Genomic DNA, 18,290 nt, shown 5'->3' on the forward strand with positions numbered 1-18,290 from the left:
CTAAATCTCCAATTCATTGCCCCTGAGGGCCTCCATATCGATAGTGGAACCACTCAATGTCCAAATATCCATTTTCCGCTTTATTGTTAAAGCTAAATAGGCCGATTCGATCTCCCCGATAATTGCCCCAGTTGAGTTGATAGCGTTCATCGAAATCGATGAAATTTTTACCATCAAGACTATAAGAGAAGGTGTTGATTCCGTCTAGCCCCCAACAAGATCTTAACCATAGGTCACATTGACTGATTCGAGATCCTATAGATTGAATACCTGTATCGTTGTATCGGATTGTTCTAACTGTTCCCTCTTGTTTAATACTAATCGTACAATACCTCGTTCCAAAATGGCATAAGCCTGCCTCTTGCCCATCTTCCATTCCAGATAGATCTATCTTAGTGAAGACTACATTATTTACCGTTCTCAAGCTTCGTTGCGTAAGTATATTGCAGACTGTAAAAAAGTTCCCAACCTCTAGGGGCACGCATGCATGCAATCGGAGATAACCCTGTCTTTCTGTCAAAGACCATTTGCCAGCCCTAGGTTGATGATTCCATTCCCACTGTGGGTCTAACATGTCATTAGTAAAGTTCACGCTCGTACTTGGAGTGATCAAGGGGTAACTTTCTATTGGCTTTTGGCCTCCCCATACCATTTCTCCAATTTCATCCCCATCGATATCCTCTCCGATGATTGGCCAGCCATCCACCCAAGTGACTGGAAGCAAATGCAAGGTTCTCCCTTCATAATACCCGCCAGTCCCTTGATGTGAGATAAAATACCATGTCCCGTCCTCAGTTTGCAGCAAACCTCCCTGATTAGGCTCTCGATCCAGTGCCTCACCATGAGAATGAATGAGTTCTTTCTCCTCGTATGGACCACGGATATGTGAAGATCTGAGCATCATAACGACTCTAAGATCTTTTCCTGCCTGATGCCGAACCTCACTGTGGAAAAAGTAATATAAACCATCTATTTTGTAAATCTTCGTCGCTTCACTGCCCTTATATTGATGGAAAACGAAATCAGTATCCTTCCATAACTGGTTCCCTTCTTCATTCATCTGAAATAAATGCATCTTGTATTCATCGCTGAAATTTGTGGCAGCTAGGTAGCCTTGTCCATCTTCATCCCAAAATGGGCAGCAATCATCCCAACCTTCGATCTGCCACATATGCTGCAGAGGTTCCCAAGGGCCTTCAGGTCGAATCGATGAACTCATGAAAAATCCTTCGTCCGGCGTACAGAAATAGACCCAAAATTTATCTTTGTAGTATCGTATTGCCCCTGCCCAAACGCCTCTGCCGTACCTATTCATTTTGTCAAAATTCAATTCAGGGCTTATTTGCGTGAGATCATTGACGACGTGTCCAATAATCACCCAATTCACCAAGTCTTTAGAGTGCAAAATAACCATCCCAGGAGAAAAATGCAATGTTGAGGAAATACAATAGAAATCACTGCCAACTCGGATAACATCAGGGTCACTAAAATCTCCCGGTAGGATAGGATTAATGTACGTACCATCACCTTGATCACCCCAGAGACCGTTCTTTGAAGATAGCTCCAATGCTGATTTCACAGACTTCACTCCATTTCTCCAATAAATAATACGGCTATGCTAAAAAACCATATATTTCCTTCTAATTTTATCAGAAAGTCGACTTTCAAAGCCATCATTGTAAGGGATAGAGGCCAACTCTGAAAATGAATTAATTTTTCTGGTTTCTTTTGCTCAACAGGTTATCCTTTTCAGGATTTGCAAATACTATAGTATTAAGCTTGGACGACTTTATGGAGGTGCTTCTTATGATGTTTATAACCGTGTTTATCCTTTCATATGCATTATTTTCCCTCTCCGCTGTTTTATTTCCTACCGATGTTAACTATTATACTAGTCTTAATAAACCAGCTTGGAGCCCTCCCCCTAAACTATTCGGCATTGTGTGGAGCCTTATTTATGGTCTGATTTCACTTTCGATAGCCATTGTTTACACGAAAACAAATGGTTTTCAGGAAGCCTCTCTAACCTATTTCGTAACTTTGTTGATCAACTATATCGCTAATCAAGCCTTTACCTTTATCGAGTTTAAACTAAAAAACTTGCGTCTGGCTTTCCTAGATACGATTGTTGTAGCCTTCACTTCGTTTCTGTTGATATATTTCACGCTTCCTTATTCCAAACTTGCTGCGTGGTTGCTGGTACCTTACTTATTGTGGTCCTGTTTTGCTGCTTTATTGGCCTGGTCCATCTATCAGTTAAATAAGGATGTAAACCGTGCATATTAAAATTAGATGCTTCAGTTGAAAAAGCCCTTGAAATTTTCAAGGGCTTTTGATTATATTCTGAATTCTAGGATGACGCGAGCCAGTCCAGTGATAACGTTGTAAATTTGATGTTCATCTCTTTGGTTTCAGAAAAATCGCGTTCTACAAACCAGCCATAAATTGCAGGATCTGATCCTTCATGCCGGGAATCGGTTCATGACCGAAATCTGGATAAATTTCAAGCTTGACCGATGTTTTCATTTTATTGATTGCAGCAAATTGCGAAGACGGTGGACAAACCGTATCCATCAAACCAACACCAATCAATGCGTCCGCTTGAATTCGCGGTGCCAAATTTTGAATATCGATATAACCCAGTTTGGTAAACCACTCTTCCTCTCGAAGATGCTGGGGATCGAAATAACGGAAGAAATTCTGCAGCTCCCAATACGCATCCTTTGCTAGGTCCATTTCCCATACTCTCTTGTAATCGCTCAAAAAGGGATAGATTGATGCCACTTTGCGAACTCTCGGCTCAAGCGCCGCACAGGCAATCGCCAGCGCGCCTCCTTGCGACCAACCGGTAACGCCAACCCGGCCCGCATCCACCTCCGGAAAGTTCATGACAATGGCGGCAAGTTGCGCCGTATCCAAAAAAACATGACGAAAGAACAGCTTGTGCGGATCATGATCTTGCAATCCGCGAATGATATGGCCTCGCAAAGTATTGCCGACGACACCGCCTGTATCCTCGGACAGCCCACCTTGGCCGCGAACGTCAAGCCATGCAGTTGAGCAGCCAAGCACTGTGTAGGCCAGCAGCTCCGACCAATCCCCGCTGCAGCCGGAATAGCCATGAAACTGCAGCACAGTTGGATACTGTCCACCCGCCGTTTTGGGCCGCACATATTTAGCGTGAATTCGCGCTCCGTTTACACCTGTAAAATACAAGTGAAAACATTCAGCAGAAGGCACTTGAAATTCAGCCGGAATGAGTTCCACACAAGGATCAACGGCCTGCATCTCTTGAAGCGCTTGATCCCAATAGGCGTCAAAATCAATTGGCCTCGGATTGCGCCCTTCATAGGTTTTCAACTGTTCTAACGACAAATCAACGATAGGCATCCTGGACTATCCTCCTATGAAAAGGTCTTTGTTGACTTTCACGACCGCTTTCCGTATGCGGGAAGGAGCAGGGTCGTCTTTTCCCCTCAGGCCTGGCCTATGAACATCATGCGGATAAAAGACAGCGTACATGCCTGGGGTAAGCTCCAGGAACTGTTCCCCGGCAGCAGAATCGTACAAGCTATAATCATTCTCTTTGCTGCTTTCAACCACGGTAAGATTAGAAGATTCTCCCGCCCAACCAATCGTTTCTTTGCCGTCTAACAAAAAGTGAATGTCGATATACGTGTTATGCTTCTCCGCCCGGGTTTCTTGCACATCCCTTGCATTCAGTTCCATAACCGTATAGTAAATATCGTCACCTTGTAACACATATCTGCCATTCCCAATCTTGGAGAAATCCACGGTTTGTACCGCATCTATGATTTTCCTAAGCACCGGATGGACAAACTGGCGTTCCTTGCTCCAATTCTCCCTATTTCCTATAATCACAGCTGCACCCCTTCGTCTGCGTATTCCCAGATTTGCAAAGCCGCGCCGATCATGCCGCTCCAATTGCCTTTGTAGGCCGGCTCGATGCGAACGGCATCCAACATTGAAGCCATCGTTCGACTGCGCACTTCTTGACGCAGCCGGTCAAACAGAAGCTCACCTGCTTCTGCAACGCCGCCGCCGATGACAATCAGCCCCGGATTAAACGTGTGAATCAATGAAGCAATACCTGTGCCTAGAGCGGCTATCGTTTCTTCCATGATCGTACTAGCCAGCGGTTCGCCAGCCTGCCACCGGGCAAAAACTTCGCGCGTATCCACATCCTCCACAGGAAGCCCTTCGGATACCAGCTTCTCTCTCATCCTTCTGGCTATACTGGTCCCGGATGCGTATTGCTCCAGACAACCACGCCCTCCGCATATGCAGAAGGGTCCTTGAAAATTAACGGACATATGGCCAATCTCACCTGCCCCGCCCCATGCGCCATGCACTAAGCGGCCTTCAACTACGATAGCTCCCCCCACCCCGGTTCCGAGTGCAAGGCATATAAAGTTATCGATTCCCTTTCCCGCTCCAAACCGCTTTTCCGTGAGTGCAAGTACGTTCACATCGTTATCGACGTGTACAGGCAGATGAAATCTTTCTTCCATCATCTTCTTAAGCTGCGTACCTTGATAACCCGGTATAAGATCGGAGGAAAATCGAATATGACCGCTCGCCCATTCAATCTGCCCGGCGCTTCCGATACCGATCCCCCGTACCCGAAAGTCGGGCTGCTCCAGCACCACTTTCTGGAGCAAATTTTCAACTGCTTCCATTGCCCGATTGCCCGTATGCGTTTGCCCCGCTAAGGTGCTGAGGCTAAGCGAATGAAGGACTTCTCCCGACTCACAGACGATGCCCGTATTTATTTTGGTACCGCCGATGTCCACACCAATCGCGTAAGGGGATTGAGCGTCATACCATCCGGAATTCATCGCTTCACTTCCCCCGAATCCATGCTATTACGCAGGGCATTCACATATCGCGAAGTAATCAGCTGTGGACGGGTAATCGCACTTCCGACAACAACGTAAGGGACCCCGGCTTTCATCGCCTTAGCCGCATCCTCCGGTGTCCAAATGCGGCCTTCCGCAACGACGGGAACCTGCACAGACGCGCACAATTGAGACAACAGCTCGAAGTCAGGCTCGTCTTGCTGCCGGCTGTAAGGCGTATAACCCGAAAGTGTCGTTCCGATGAAATCTACGCCCAGTTTCTCTGCGGCCACCCCTTCCTCCAACGTGGAGATATCCGCCATAACAGCCACTCCATGCTCGTGGGCATAAGCAATCAAGGGCTTCACAGCCTCCAACCGTCCCTCGCGGTCCGTGACATCCAAAGCGACAATATCCGCTCCAGCCGATACGATGGCTTTCACCTCGGTAAGGGTTGGGGTTATAAAAATAGCCGAGTCCGGGATATCTCGTTTGATGAGTCCGATCACAGGCACATCAACTTCTTGTTTAATGCAAAGAATATCAAATACACCGTTCGTGCGAATGCCGATTGCTCCGGATTGCACCGCGGCTCTTGCCATTTTCGTCATCGTGTCGCCGCCGTGCAAAGGTTCGTCTGCAAGTGCCTGACAGGAAACAATTAACCCTTTTTCAGGAAAAAAGCTGCTCATTTTACTCATGTGTCATCCTTCCTCTCCCAAAAATGAATTAGACCTGAGCTTGGTTGATATACGACAAGATTTTCTCGTTGATTGCTTCTAAACGGCTAATTTCCGCCTCTGGCACTGGCAAGAACGGCAATCTCGCTTCGCCGGTGTTCAAACCGCGCAGCTTCAGTATCTGTTTGCAAGCACCATACAAGGATGGGAATGACAGCAATTCCGCAATCAGATCGTTCACAATAAACTGCCATTTGCGGGCTTCTTCCGTTTTCCCCTCAACATAGCACTGTTCAATTTTCATAAATAACTCTGGCATAACACCGTATGTGCCGCCGATACCGCCGTCCGCGCCAATGCTTCGGCCTGCCAAGTACTGTTCATCCGGACCGTTAAAGACAAGGAAATCATCTCCTCCAGCTGCTTTAAACTGCTGCAATTCAAAGGTACTTTCGGCGGATATTTTCACACCGATGACTTTGTCTTGTGCTGCCATTTTCGTAAGTAAAGCTTTCGATAATTGAAACCCTGTCGTTTGGGGAATATGATAAATAATGAACGGCAGCGATGTGCTGTCAATCATCTGTTGCCAGTGATGTTCAACGCTCTGCGGGGACAAGCGGTAATAAATCGACGGTACGGCCGATATCGCATGAGCGCCTACTTGCTCAGCATGTTTGGATAGCTCGACGCTATCTCTGGTGGAAGGTGCGCCAACATGTGCGATGATCGTCATTTCTTGGCCAACTTCCTCCATGACCGCCTCAAGCGTTTGCTTCCGCTCCTCGACGTTTTGAAGCATCCCTTCCCCGGAGCTGCCTCCCACGTATAAACCATTCACGCCAATATTGGCATAGTGACGAGCTAATTTTTTAGCCGCCTCTTTGCTCACTTCGCCTTTCTCGTCATAGCAAGAATACATAGCTACTGTGATACCTTTGAATCGCTCTAAGTCATAAGTTTTCATGTTGTTCATTCTCCTTTGATTTTGTCTTGAATGAAATACGTTTCCGGTGATACGAACCCCGGAAACGTATTTTCACTTATAAAAAGATCTATTTCGACGAAGCTGCAATAATATCGTTTGACTTCTTCACCCAGTCGTCCAATGCTTGTTGAGCTGTTTTGGCCTTCGTCAATGCGGCTTGAACCTCAGGGTAGAAAGCAGCGCGAGTCTGCGGGTATCCTGGAACGGATACACCGATGTCTCCTGCATATTTGAACAATTCAATGGTTTTGCTTTTCATTGTGCCGTGCTCATAGCTTTTCGCAAGCGATTTGCGCGCTACAATGACAGATTCCGCTTGGGTCATCTTGCCCATGTTTTCCGGGTTGTTGGCAAATTTCACAAACTCTTTGGCCCATTTCATTTTCACTTCATTCTTCGTATTCCACATCCAAGTGCCGTAACCGAACAATACCGTGTTTGAAGATTTTCCGTCCACAGAAGGGAAAGGAACGATATCGACATCGAATTTCTTGGCATTTCCTTCAGCAAATGCCTTATTCAGCGTCGGCAAATTCCCGATATTGCCAAACGCCATGCCAAGCTTGCCTTGAACGAACATATCGTTGAATACCGCAGTCGCTTTTAGGCCGGCCGCGCCTGGCGGAACTACGCCCTCATCCGTCAGCTTGGTCAAGAATTCAAGCCCTTTAACGCCTTCCGGAGAGTTCAGAGTTGCCTTGGTATCGTCTTCATTCCACGTTTTTGCGCCAAAACCCCATAGAATTGAATGAGTTCCTTGGTCACCGCCGGAATCCCCAGCATAAAGCCCGTAACCGTAAGTTTGCTTCGACGGATCCGTCACTGCCTTTGCCGCTTTTAGAAACTGTTCGGAAGACCACGGCTGCATGTTTTGAGGGAGCAGATCCAGCGCACCTTTTGCTTTGAATAAATCTTTATTAACTAGTAGACCGATAGCTACTGTACTGTTTGGAAAAATATAGACCTTGTTGTCAACCGAAACGGATTTCAATGTTTTTTCTTCGAAGTCTTGTTTGTCAATAATATCGTCAAGCGGAACCAGCAAGCCTTTTTTGGCATAAGACAATGGCCAGAAGAATGAACCTTGTTGAATGTCAGGAACTTCGTTCGTATTGGCGGCAACGCTGATTCGTTCATTAATTTTGTCATCCGGTGTTACAACCATGTTAATTTTCACATTTGGATTCGCTTTTTCAAATCCTGCTTTGATGTCATCATAGACTTGCTTCACATCACCGCGTGCATCAACCCACCAAGTAAGCTCGACTTTCTCTTTCGAAGCTGTTGTCGCTGCCGGCGCATTGCCCGCGTTCTTTTTCTCGTCTGTATTGGCGCATCCCGCGGCAGCTGTTACAACTAACGCCGAAGACAACAAAGTAATGGCAAGCTTTTTCATGTAAACCCCTCCAATTTTTAATTCTTCAAATCGGAAACCGTTAAAACAATTTTCTTGCTCGATTGGGACGAGGGCTCACCTCCTAAAGTAGTATCCTAGGGGCAATTTGAAATTTAACCCTTTACACCGCCAAGTGTGATACCTTTCACGAAATACTTCTGAAAACTGATGAAAATGATGAATACCGGTATAAAACCAAGGGATGCGGCAGCCATTTGCAGCCCATAATTGGCCACATATTCCGATACGAGTGTTGAGATACCCACATTTATCGTCATTTTGGTCTTATCGCTGAGCATAATCAGCTGCCAGAGGTAATCGTTCCAGGCATACGTAAATGTAAAGATGGCAAGCGCGCCAATGGCAGGTTTAATGATCGGGAAGAACAGTTTAAAAAACAATCCGATTTCAGAGCAGCCATCGATTCTTCCGGCTTCCAACAGTTCAGTCGGTACGGATTCGCTGAATTGCTTCATCATGAATACCGCAAACGGAATGGTCAACACCGGCAAAATGGCGCTTGCCAAATTGTTTACAAGACCAAGGTCCCGCATCATCGTAAATAAAGGGACAAGGGTAATTTGTCTAGGAATGAACATTGCAATTAAGACGGCGCTAAAGAAAAATTCAGAGCCTTTGAATTTCCGCTTGGTTAAAGCGTAACCAGCCATTGATGCAATGAGGACAACGCCAACAGTGGCAATAACAGAAACGAAACCGCTATTATATAACCAATAAAAGATGGAGCCGTCATTGATCAGATTGGAGAAGTTCGCCAATGTTATTTTTGTAGGAATCCAGTCTGGAGGAATTTTCACGCTGGAAGACTGGTTCTTAAAAGCGCCGGTAAACATCCAATACAACGGAAAGATAAACAATGCGGCAGATACATACAGAAGGATATTCCCCAATGCCTTCATGATCAAGTAAGATGATTTAGCCATGAGTACTCCTCCCTTAGTATTGAATATCTGACTTCATGAGCTTAAACTGAACAACGGCCACAATCGAGATCAAGACAGTAATAATGATGCCCATTGCAGAGGCTGCGCCAAGCTTTCCATACACGAATGCGGTTTCATATAACAAAAACATAATCGTGGAAGTGGCGTAGTTAGGTCCGCCGCCCGTTAGCATCTGTACAACGACGAAGGTTTGAAACGCCCATATCGTTGACATGACCAGAATATACAATGATGTCGGTTTCAAGAGCGGCAGCGTAATGTGCCAGAACTTTCTTGGTGCGGAAGCCCCATCGATATCCGCGGCCTCATAGTACTCAGGAGATATATTACCCAAAGCAGCTAATAGTAAAATAATAGGTTGTCCCACGTTAAAGGTCACAACGACTAGAATCAGCGCTAATAAGGCTACTCGCTCATCGGAAAGCCACATGACCGGCTTTGCGCCGAACAAAGATAAGGCATAGTTGGCAATCCCGTTCACAGGGCTATAGATCCAAGCCCAAATCAAGGAAAGAATGACTTGAGAAGTTATGATCGGTAAGTAAAACGCACCTCTGAAGAAAGAGGCAATATGCTTATGTTTGCCATAAATGAGCACGGAAGCAAATATGGCGAAAATAAATGTCAATGGCACCGTACCGAAAACAAAACCGAATGTGTTGGCGATGGAGCGTAAAAAGACGCGATCTGACATCAATTCCGCATAGTTCCCAAGCCCAATCCATTCCTTCTTCCCTAATCCGTAATCGAAAAAACTAAGATAGAAGGCGTTCACAATCGGGTAAATCTCAAAAATAAGAAACAAGATGGCAAATGGAGCAATAAAAAAGAGCCCCCAAAATTCACCTCTAATAGACCGCGACGCCTTAGCAACTCTGGTCGTCATCTTCACCCCTCCAAATCATAAACTGTTATTCTAGTTGTTTTTCTATTTGTATAGCGCTTACAGAAATTATTATAGTTTACCGAAACTTTATAAAACAGGAACGTATCTATCGGTTTTGTTCATAAAAATAAGGAGTTTTTACGGCTGTTCACTTTTCCACGATCATTGTTCACTTTTTTACGAATGAGCAAACAAAAACAACAAATCCTCCTTAGGATAAGGAGGATTTGAACTTTACACGGTATTGTTGGGGGCTTACACCCATCGTTTTCTTAAAGATTCGGCCAAAATAATTAAAATTCTCATAGCCTACCTTTTCTGCGATCGCATAGACAGGCAGCTTGGATTCAATCAATAATTCCGCTGCTTTTCCTACACGAATTTGATTGAGATATTCCGAAAAGCCCACCTGCGTTTCTTTCTTAAACAAATAGCTTAAATAATTTTCACTCATTCTGACTCTTTCGGCGGCATGCCTCAAAGAGATGTCCTCTGTATAATTAGATTTCATGTAAAGAATCAATTGTTGAATATCTTCCCGGAAGTTTCCTCCCCCAAGTGCTTTCCCTTGACCGCAGCAGTCATCAATCAGTTGTTCGAACCATTGCTTCGCCTTGTTTAATTCATCAAGCTTCAGGACTTGTTTATATAGGGGTTCCTCCTGCTCAAGCTCTTTGAACAAGTCTTCCTCATAAGGTTTTAGGCCGTTCTGAATCGTATGCAGCAGCTGTAAACACAATTGGATGCACTTCTCGACAGGACCTTTCCACATTGCCATCCGTTCAAATATTCTGTCCAGCACTTGCTTAATCCCCGCCGCGTTCATCCGGTCCAATTCGACTTTCAAGACCGTCTCATCCTCTTGCGTCATCACATTCCATACTTGAATGTTCTCCAAATGATCCCCATATAGATAAACCTTTTCTTTTCCTTCATAAAAATAATTTTGGAGCGCGCGTTTCGCCTTCGAGTATACGTCTGGCAGACTCTGTATACCTTGAGACCCATCACTAATCCCTATGCTAAGAGATAGATTAATAAATCTTCTTGCGGCCTCAATGATCTCCTTGCCGAACCTAATCGCTTCGTCAATTGTATGCGTTCCCGCCTTCTTTTTGGGAAAAAGCAGGACGATTTCTTCCTCATTCACATCTTGAAATATACCCTCTGTGTTCTTATCCAGCTGTAAGGATATAAGATTCATTAACTTCATCTTGTCCGAGCTATCCGTTCGATGCTGATCACGATGAATGGTCATCAGTACAAACACATAGCCATTCAGAAAGAATGCTTTATTTTCTTCCGCAACATGCGCATCTTCCGCCATGGCATTCCCCTGAAAAATCCACTGCTTCAGCTGCCGCGAACCTCCGTTTTCACTCAATTCCACCGCGGGCTTGGTTTCGATTTGGCGCTGCCGAACCTCACGGCTTGATGAAATTTTCTTCGAAACCTCAAGCAACATTTGCAGAAGTTCTTCAGGCTTTAATGACGCTTTCAAGATATAGTCTTCTACGCCCAATTTCATCGCTTTCCGCACATATTCATAATCATTATGGGAACTGAGCACAATGATATGCGTATCCGGATACTCGCTCTTCACTTTCTCAATCAGCTCAATACCGTTCATTCTTGGCATGACAATGTCGGTCAGCATGATATCGGGTCTCGTCTTCTCGATAATCTCCAATGCTTCCAAACCATCCTGTGCATCCCCGACATAGGTCAGCTGATGCTGCTCCCAGTCAATCAATGATTTTATACCTAATCGAACCAAAAATTCGTCATCTACGAGCAGTACTTTCAGAGGCATAAGCATTCCCTTCTTCAATCGTTTTGAGCGGCAATTTGAACTCGACCGTCGTCTCGTTCGCCTTGCTTTGGATATGCAAACCGTACCCTTCACCGTATTGAAGCCGGATGCGCTCATGCACATTCCTAATCCCAATACTTTGCGATGCAGCATGTCCATGTCCTTGCAATAAGCTCTGATTGATTTCATCGATTTTGTCCGGATGGATCCCTGTCCCATTGTCTGTAACGGTTAAAATCATTTGATTTTGATCTTGGTCGGCCATAGCCTTAATCGTAATAACACCTCTTCCTTCCATCGACTCAATTCCATGGTGAATGCTATTCTCTATAATGGGCTGGAGCATAAATTTAATGGCTTCCTGCTTCATTAACGGCTCGGGAATATGAAACTCGACACTCAATTTATCGTTGTATCTCAATTTCATGAGGGTAATATAGTGCTGAACATAGTCCATTTCCTCTTTGAGCGAAATCAACGTTTCCCCTCTTCCAATACTCGCTTCCATCATACTTCCCAGGCTGGACAGCATCTCCCCGACCTCCCGGTCATTGCGAATGTAAGCCATCCATTTGATGTTGTTCAACGTATTCAAAATAAAATGCGGGTTAATCTGTGCCTGAAGCGCTCGGAAACGCATTTCTTCTTTCTGAACGTATTCCTCCTTCAACCTTTGAAGCAGATCCCGAATTTGTCTGGCCATATGGTTATAGGTATCAATCAGCGTAGCAATTTCATTGGGACCGGAAAGCGCCAATGAGCTGTTAAAATCGTTTTTCTCTATTTCTTTCATTCGTTTATTTAAAAGCTTGACCGGCTTGGAAACCCGGTAAGATATGCTGAACGCGAGCAGCATAAACACGATGACGATGATCCCGACCGTGATCATATTCGTTCTGCGTAAATCAAATATTTCCTTAAACACCGTATCGTAAGGAATAAACTGTATTAATTTCCAGCCGGTTAAACCGATCGTGTCATAGCTGGCAATCCATTTCCGATGATTTTTTTCCACAATCAACTGCCCTTTGGAGGAGTCCCATATTTTGGAGACGTCTTCTGGTAAAACCTCTATGGGATCCATGCCCTCTTTCATGGAGCTGGAAATAATTTTCACCCGTTGGTCCATGATCATGACATTGCCGTCCAATTTCGACATATACTTGCGAAAATCGCTTTCGCTTACGCTAAAGAGCTCGATCCCGATATTTTGATTGGTTTGCACATCTGTTATGGTTTTAATCAGCGTAACGAGCTGACTCCTGTCGTAATAAATATAATTGCTGCTGTCATTCGCCATCCAGCTAATGCCAAACGGTTCTGTTAACATCTCTTTATACCAATCCGATTGAACATACTCGTCATATAAATCTTGTTGAACAATTTTGTTGCTTAACCAATTACCGTGCATATCGAGCAAAGTTACATAGCTTTCCGAAAAATAAGAAGAATAAAGCTTATTCATTGCGTTATCTGCAAGCCGCAGCTTTTCGTAATAGGTAACGGAATTCGGCTGTTTCAGCAGGGAGGTCATATTGGGGTTCGTTGAGATGTCTACCGCGGATTTCAGCATATCCTGCAGCAATAACTCAATATTGAAATCGATTTGGTACAAAGCTTCTGATGTCGCATTGCCGATTTTATTCTCAATCACGCGCTCTAAAGGCTTATCGATCCAAAAGGCGCTAATAAATAGGGGAATAATGAGAAACAACAGAATGAAAAAAAGAATCTGGTTGTGAATAGAATTCCAGCGTTGCATTGATTTTTTCACCCATTGCATGGCGCGACCCCACTCTGCTTAAAATTTACCTGCCCTCCTCCCCCATTCTCCAATTTGAGAACGAAAACGAAGAGCAACTTTTAGGTGAAGTCTACCACACTATGCGCATAGGTACAATTTAGATCATCTATTGCTCCACTCCGTCAATATACTTAGAAACTCCTCCATTGCCGCTCATGGTAAAAGGATTTAAGCGTGAAATTACTTGACATAAACCTTACTTCATTGTAAATTTATAACGCAAATGAATATTCTATGTAAGCTATTCATATCATGAAGTAATTAAATATTTGTTGTATTTTGGAGGAGCCTGTCACCAAGGGCTCCTTTTGGTTTTTTTTAGCCATGCCGAGCCCTTGGTTGGGCTCTCTTTTTATGCAAAGAAAGGAGCGTATATGAATATCCTTATTGGATATTTTTTATCAAAACGCAAATAACATGTAGGAGGAAAATTATGGAACAACAAGCGATTTTAGCAATTGGCATCTTTTTAGTGACATACGGCATGATCATTGCCGAGAAAATTCATCGTACGATCATCGCTATGCTCGGCGGCGTCCTCATGGTCATCCTAGGTGTAGTTAATCAAGAAGACGCTTTACACCATATTGATTTTAATACCTTAGGGCTGCTTATAGGCATGATGATCATTGTTAGCATTACTGCAGAAACTGGGTTATTCCGATATATCGCTCTTGTCTCTGCTAAGAAAGCGAAGGGTGACCCTGTTCGTATTTTAATTTCACTCGTGCTCATTACTGCAGTTGGGTCTGCCTTTCTTGACAACGTTACGACCGTACTTTTGATGGTGCCCGTTACATTCAGTATAACTAGGCAGTTAAAAGTGAATCCTGTTCCTTTTCTGATCACACAAATCCTCGCTTCTAATATTGGCGGTACAGCGACTCTAATCGGGGATCCGCCGAATATCATGATCGGCAGTGCAGTTAAAGAATTAACGTTCATAGCATTTATCAATAACCTTACTCCTATCGCCGTTATTATCATGGTTTGCATGCTGCCTATTTTTGTTCTCCTGTTTCGTAAGCAAATTCAAACGACGCCTGAATTAAAGATGAGCATCATGCACATTGACGAGAAAGAAGTCATTACAAACCGTACTTTATTGATTAAAAGTGTCTCTATCTTAGGGCTTACAATCATTGGTTTTTTCCTGCATCAAATGCTCCATCTGGAGTCAGCAACCGTCGCCTTGACAGGTGCTTTTATTCTACTTCTTTTAACTGGTGAACACGCCATGGAAAATGCCTTCACCAAGGTGGAATGGACCACAATATTCTTTTTCATCGGTTTGTTCGTGTTAGTCTCAGGGCTAGTGGAAACGGGCGTCATCTCCAAACTAGCCGCGCAAGCGATTGAGCTGACAGGAGGTAATCCAATCGCGACATCCATGTTAATCCTATGGCTAAGTGCGATTGCGTCAGCTTTTTTAGACAATATCCCTTTTGTCGCAACAATGATTCCAATGATACAAGAAATGGGCAATATGGGAGTAGATAACCTGGAACCTTTATGGTGGAGTTTAGCGCTTGGTGCATGTTTGGGCGGAAACGGGACATTAATTGGAGCGAGCGCCAATTTGATCGTTGCTGGGTTGTCAAGCAAAGAAGGTTATCCGATTAAATTCGTTACTTTTATGAAATATGGCTTCCCCCTCATGTTGTTCTCCGTCGTATTAGCCAGTATTTATATCTATGTCCGCTTTTTAATTTAGCTAGGAGGATTGCAATCTGGAAAGAGGAACGATCTGTCCGAAACATCCGGAATCAAGAAAAAGAAGCTCACTAAACTTAAAGAAGAGCCAGTTCATCACCGGCTCTTCTTGTACTTCATTATTTTGTATTCAAATCAGCGATCGAATCGATATTCATGTACGTTGGAACAACTACTCCCAGCTTCGTACCGTTCAAGTTCGGTCCCAAATCTTCAAATTTACCGGCAAATTTATCAAAGTAATCTTTATGCGTTGTTGGAAGCCATGCTGCAACTAACGCGTCAGCACTACCGTCAGAGATACCGGCCCACATAGGACCAGCCTCAACTTGAAGCATTTCCACTTTATAGCCCAGCTTATCTTCCAAGACAGTTTTCACAACATTCGTACTTGCAATCTCCGAATCCCACGCTACATAAGCCAACTTCAACTTCTTCCCCTTATCTTGGGAGAGATCTTTCACCCAGCCGTCAACCTTGCTGGCGTTATCCTTTACCCAATTGGCTGCGGCTTCTTCCGGTTTCTTGCCTTCAGCAATTGCCGACATTACAACAGCCATCTCCTCAGGCGTCCATTCAAATCTATCTAGCATTGTATATGCAGATGGAGCCTCCTTTTTCAAATTATTGCGGACGATTGTATGGATTTGCTCATCTTTACCAAAGACGCCTTTCGGATCGTTTAAGTATTTTAGATCATATTTGGCAAACATCCAGTGCGGGGTCCAGCCTGTTACAATGATCGGCTTCTTATCTTTATAAGCCTTATCAAGAGCTGCTGTCATTGCCGCGCTTGAACCCTCTACCAACTTCCAATCCTTTAGATCGTAATCTTTGATTGACTGAGCCGTTTGTTTCATCAATCCCGCTCCTGGGTCGATCCCAATAATTTCATGATGAACCTGGCTTCCGAGCGTTTCTTCTGCCGATGACGATGCGTCTTTGGAGCACCCTGTCATGACCATTACTGCAACTAAACTGACCAACATCCCTATTTTCGCTTTATTTTTCAGCAAATTCATACGCTCCTTTTTCTTTTGAGAATGTACTGTGTCATACGGTCCAAAAGTATGGCTAATACGACAATGGACAAGCCTGCTTCAAACCCTTGGCCTGTTTTAATCTGCGTCACTGCGCGGTAGACATCAGCACCAATACCTTGGGCTCCAATCATGGATGCAATAACGACCATCGATAAGGAAAGCATGATCGTTTGATTCATTCCTGCCATGATGGACGGCAATGCTAAGGGGAACTGGAGTTTGAACAACTTCTGTGAAGGAGTTGAGCCAAATGCATCGGCTGCCTCCACTAAATCTTCAGCGACTTGACGAATTCCCAAATTCGTAAGTCGAATCGTTGGAGGCACTGCAAAGATAACAGAGGCAATAACACCCGGAACCACGCCTAATCCGAAGAAGGTGACAGCAGGAATCAAGTAAACAAACGCAGGCATTGTTTGCATAAAGTCGAGCAACGGTGTGGCCAAGTTACGAAACTTATCGTTTTGGGCACACCAGACACCGATTGGAATGCCAATGACGATTGAAATTAACGCTGAGGTTAACACTAGCGCCAAAGTATCCATCGTATGACTCCAAAACCCTAAATTATATATCAGCAATAAACCTAACCCCGAAAATAAGGCAAAAGACCAACGCCCTAAGTAAAAGGCCAGAACACTTACTAATCCAATGAATAATAGAACTGGAACACCATGAAAAACAAAAGATAGAGCATTTACACTTCCCTCGATACAAGTAGAGATGAATTGAAACAAAATACCCAAGTTCATTTCCAGTTTATCAACGACAAATTCCACCCATTCATCCAGCGGTATCTTGGAGATCATCGCTTTGCACCTCCTCTTTAGCAACGGGCTGCCCGGCTAACGCTCCGAGGACGGCTCCGCGCACAATGACACCAATTATACGATTGTTATCGTCAACCACGCCCACCGGATATTTAGAGCTTCCACATACTTCAAATAACTCATAAAGCATTTGATCAGGCGCCACAGTCGGCACATTTCGAATGACGATTTCCTCGAGCGTCTTTCCAGCTTTTATAGCTTCAGAAGCATCTTCAGCCGTAATGACACCTAGCAGTTTTTTCCCGCGATCAACAACAAACAAGTTCGATATTCCGCTCTCTCGCATGAGCTGAAGAGCTACTCTCGGCCCTCTGTCAAAGCCTACCGTTTCCGGTCTCCGCATCACGGATGATGCCGTTAGAACTTTGGACAGATCTACATCTTCAACAAACCTCTCTACATATTCATTCGCGGGGTTCATCATAATCTCTTCCGGCTTCCCAATCTGAACGACACTGCCATCTTTCATGAGCGCAATTCGGTCCCCAATACGAAGGGCTTCATCCAAATCGTGTGTGATAAAAATAATCGTTTTCTTCATTTTATCTTGAAGCTCTAACAGTTCATCCTGCATATCCTTGCGGATAAGCGGATCTAATGCGCTAAAAGCCTCATCCATTAAAAGAATATCCGGATCGTTTGCAAGCGCTCTGGCCAAGCCTACCCTTTGTTGCATACCTCCGCTTAATTGCGATGGCATGCTGTCGGCCCTATCCTCTAGCCCTACCAGACTTAAAGCTTCCATGGCCTTCAAACGTTTCTCACTCTTGCTCCTTCTCTGAACTTCAAGCCCATATTCCACATTCTGCACAACCGTTCTATGCGGGAATAGAGCAAACTTCTGGAATACCATAGAAATCATTTCTCTTCGTACACGACGGAGTTCTTCATCGGTCATTTCGACGATATTTTGGCCGTTAATGTGGATACTCCCATTCGTAGGTTCGATTAACCTGTTTAGCAGGCGGACTAATGTTGATTTCCCACTGCCTGACAGCCCCATGATGACAAAAATTTCACCAGGTTCTACTGAAAAGCTGACTTCGTTGACCCCCACTGTATGCTTGGTTTCCCTGTAGATCTGTTCTTTTGAATACTTTTTGGCCATTAGCGGAAGAACAGACTCGGGATCAGGCCCAAATACTTTGGTTACCTGATGAACATCAATAATTGCCATACGCTCACTCCTTTCTGTATACGTTAATGCCCTGTTACCTCTTTAAGTGTAAAGAACTAAAACAGGTTATGTCAACAGTAAATTCTGTTTATTCCGTTTGTACAGAAAAAACTGTACAATATAATCATGGTACGCC

16 protein-coding genes are annotated in these 18,290 nt (G+C 44.4%); 2 read left to right on the forward strand and 14 right to left on the reverse strand.

Annotated features, from left to right (window positions below):
- Positions 1-13: 13 nt before the first annotated feature.
- Positions 14-1,579 (reverse strand): glycoside hydrolase family 43 protein, encoded by a 1,566-nt coding sequence (locus RQP52_RS26885; RefSeq protein WP_315954696.1) that lies wholly within the window; start codon positions 1,577-1,579, stop codon positions 14-16.
- Between the two features lie 227 nt (positions 1,580-1,806).
- Between RQP52_RS26885 and RQP52_RS26890 the strand changes: the two genes are divergently transcribed.
- Complete coding sequence (locus RQP52_RS26890; protein ID WP_315954697.1) at positions 1,807-2,286, forward strand: TspO/MBR family protein; 480 nt, start codon at positions 1,807-1,809, stop codon at positions 2,284-2,286.
- Positions 2,287-2,427: 141 nt separating this feature from the next.
- Here RQP52_RS26890 and RQP52_RS26895 read toward each other — a convergent pair whose 3' ends face one another.
- The 10 genes from RQP52_RS26895 to RQP52_RS26940 form a co-directional block, all read right to left on the reverse strand.
- On the reverse strand, positions 2,428-3,390 hold the full coding sequence (locus RQP52_RS26895; RefSeq protein WP_315954698.1) for an acetylxylan esterase: 963 nt from the start codon (positions 3,388-3,390) through the stop codon (positions 2,428-2,430).
- A 6-nt stretch (positions 3,391-3,396) separates the two neighbouring features.
- Positions 3,397-3,882 (reverse strand): YhcH/YjgK/YiaL family protein, encoded by a 486-nt coding sequence (locus RQP52_RS26900; RefSeq protein WP_315954699.1) that lies wholly within the window; start codon positions 3,880-3,882, stop codon positions 3,397-3,399.
- On the reverse strand, positions 3,879-4,859 hold the full coding sequence (locus RQP52_RS26905; RefSeq protein WP_315954700.1) for an ROK family protein: 981 nt from the start codon (positions 4,857-4,859) through the stop codon (positions 3,879-3,881). The genes RQP52_RS26900 and RQP52_RS26905 overlap by 4 nt, the downstream gene beginning before the upstream one ends.
- Positions 4,856-5,551, reverse strand: coding sequence for an N-acetylmannosamine-6-phosphate 2-epimerase (locus RQP52_RS26910; RefSeq protein ID WP_315954883.1), 696 nt, complete (start codon positions 5,549-5,551; stop codon positions 4,856-4,858). Before RQP52_RS26910 ends, RQP52_RS26905 begins: the two co-directional genes overlap by 4 nt.
- 37 nt (positions 5,552-5,588) lie before the next feature.
- A complete protein-coding gene (locus tag RQP52_RS26915; RefSeq protein ID WP_315954701.1) occupies positions 5,589-6,506 on the reverse strand; it encodes a dihydrodipicolinate synthase family protein in 918 nt (305 codons plus the stop codon).
- Positions 6,507-6,594: 88 nt separating this feature from the next.
- The gene (locus RQP52_RS26920) at positions 6,595-7,923 is read right to left on the reverse strand and encodes an ABC transporter substrate-binding protein (protein WP_315954702.1); all 1,329 of its coding nucleotides are present in this window, start codon (positions 7,921-7,923) and stop codon (positions 6,595-6,597) included.
- A 113-nt stretch (positions 7,924-8,036) separates the two neighbouring features.
- Entirely contained in the window at positions 8,037-8,867 is an 831-nt protein-coding gene (locus tag RQP52_RS26925; RefSeq protein WP_315954703.1) for a carbohydrate ABC transporter permease, read from the reverse strand.
- A gap of 13 nt (positions 8,868-8,880) precedes the next feature.
- Positions 8,881-9,774 (reverse strand): carbohydrate ABC transporter permease, encoded by an 894-nt coding sequence (locus RQP52_RS26930; RefSeq protein WP_315954704.1) that lies wholly within the window; start codon positions 9,772-9,774, stop codon positions 8,881-8,883.
- Between the two features lie 211 nt (positions 9,775-9,985).
- Positions 9,986-11,587, reverse strand: a complete 1,602-nt coding sequence (locus RQP52_RS26935; protein WP_315954705.1) for a response regulator — start codon at positions 11,585-11,587, stop codon at positions 9,986-9,988.
- Positions 11,559-13,349, reverse strand: a complete 1,791-nt coding sequence (locus tag RQP52_RS26940; RefSeq protein WP_315954706.1) for a sensor histidine kinase — start codon at positions 13,347-13,349, stop codon at positions 11,559-11,561. The genes RQP52_RS26935 and RQP52_RS26940 overlap by 29 nt, the downstream gene beginning before the upstream one ends.
- Positions 13,350-13,824: 475 nt before the next feature.
- Here RQP52_RS26940 and RQP52_RS26945 point away from each other — a divergent pair, with 475 nt between their 5' ends.
- Positions 13,825-15,105 carry an ArsB/NhaD family transporter gene (locus tag RQP52_RS26945; protein WP_315954707.1) on the forward strand — a complete coding sequence of 427 codons (1,281 nt, stop codon included), beginning with the start codon at positions 13,825-13,827 and terminating at the stop codon, positions 15,103-15,105.
- A 118-nt stretch (positions 15,106-15,223) separates the two neighbouring features.
- On the opposite strand, the gene RQP52_RS26950 is transcribed toward RQP52_RS26945, so the two are convergent.
- The 3 genes from RQP52_RS26950 to RQP52_RS26960 are packed head-to-tail and all read right to left on the reverse strand — an operon-like array spanning position 15,224 to position 18,154.
- Positions 15,224-16,117: a glycine betaine ABC transporter substrate-binding protein gene (locus tag RQP52_RS26950; RefSeq protein WP_379174441.1), complete on the reverse strand. Its 894-nt coding sequence runs from the start codon at positions 16,115-16,117 to the stop codon at positions 15,224-15,226.
- 5 nt (positions 16,118-16,122) lie between these two features.
- Positions 16,123-16,956: an ABC transporter permease gene (locus RQP52_RS26955; protein WP_315954709.1), complete on the reverse strand. Its 834-nt coding sequence runs from the start codon at positions 16,954-16,956 to the stop codon at positions 16,123-16,125.
- Positions 16,931-18,154 (reverse strand): quaternary amine ABC transporter ATP-binding protein, encoded by a 1,224-nt coding sequence (locus tag RQP52_RS26960; RefSeq protein WP_315954710.1) that lies wholly within the window; start codon positions 18,152-18,154, stop codon positions 16,931-16,933. The genes RQP52_RS26955 and RQP52_RS26960 overlap by 26 nt, the downstream gene beginning before the upstream one ends.
- Positions 18,155-18,290 lie beyond the last annotated feature (136 nt).

It is taken from the genome of Paenibacillus violae (genome assembly GCF_032461945.1).
Classification (GTDB): domain Bacteria; phylum Bacillota; class Bacilli; order Paenibacillales; family NBRC-103111; genus Paenibacillus_E; species Paenibacillus_E violae.

Excerpts from the sequence above, each read along its gene's own strand:
- RQP52_RS26925 (WP_315954703.1), bottom strand. The coding sequence starts at position 8,867 with ATGGCTAAATCATCTTACTTGATCATGAAGGCATTGGGGAATATCCTT.
- RQP52_RS26915 (WP_315954701.1), bottom strand. The coding sequence starts at position 6,506 with ATGAAAACTTATGACTTAGAGCGATTCAAAGGTATCACAGTAGCTATG.
- RQP52_RS26940 (WP_315954706.1), bottom strand. The coding sequence starts at position 13,349 with ATGCAACGCTGGAATTCTATTCACAACCAGATTCTTTTTTTCATTCTG.
- RQP52_RS26910 (WP_315954883.1), bottom strand. The coding sequence starts at position 5,551 with ATGAGCAGCTTTTTTCCTGAAAAAGGGTTAATTGTTTCCTGTCAGGCA.
- RQP52_RS26955 (WP_315954709.1), bottom strand. The coding sequence starts at position 16,956 with ATGATCTCCAAGATACCGCTGGATGAATGGGTGGAATTTGTCGTTGAT.
- RQP52_RS26905 (WP_315954700.1), bottom strand. The coding sequence starts at position 4,859 with ATGAATTCCGGATGGTATGACGCTCAATCCCCTTACGCGATTGGTGTG.
- RQP52_RS26895 (WP_315954698.1), bottom strand. The coding sequence starts at position 3,390 with ATGCCTATCGTTGATTTGTCGTTAGAACAGTTGAAAACCTATGAAGGG.
- RQP52_RS26930 (WP_315954704.1), bottom strand. The coding sequence starts at position 9,774 with ATGACGACCAGAGTTGCTAAGGCGTCGCGGTCTATTAGAGGTGAATTT.
- RQP52_RS26935 (WP_315954705.1), bottom strand. The coding sequence starts at position 11,587 with ATGCCTCTGAAAGTACTGCTCGTAGATGACGAATTTTTGGTTCGATTA.
- RQP52_RS26920 (WP_315954702.1), bottom strand. The coding sequence starts at position 7,923 with ATGAAAAAGCTTGCCATTACTTTGTTGTCTTCGGCGTTAGTTGTAACA.
- RQP52_RS26945 (WP_315954707.1), top strand. The coding sequence starts at position 13,825 with ATGGAACAACAAGCGATTTTAGCAATTGGCATCTTTTTAGTGACATAC.
- RQP52_RS26960 (WP_315954710.1), bottom strand. The coding sequence starts at position 18,154 with ATGGCAATTATTGATGTTCATCAGGTAACCAAAGTATTTGGGCCTGAT.
- RQP52_RS26890 (WP_315954697.1), top strand. The coding sequence starts at position 1,807 with ATGATGTTTATAACCGTGTTTATCCTTTCATATGCATTATTTTCCCTC.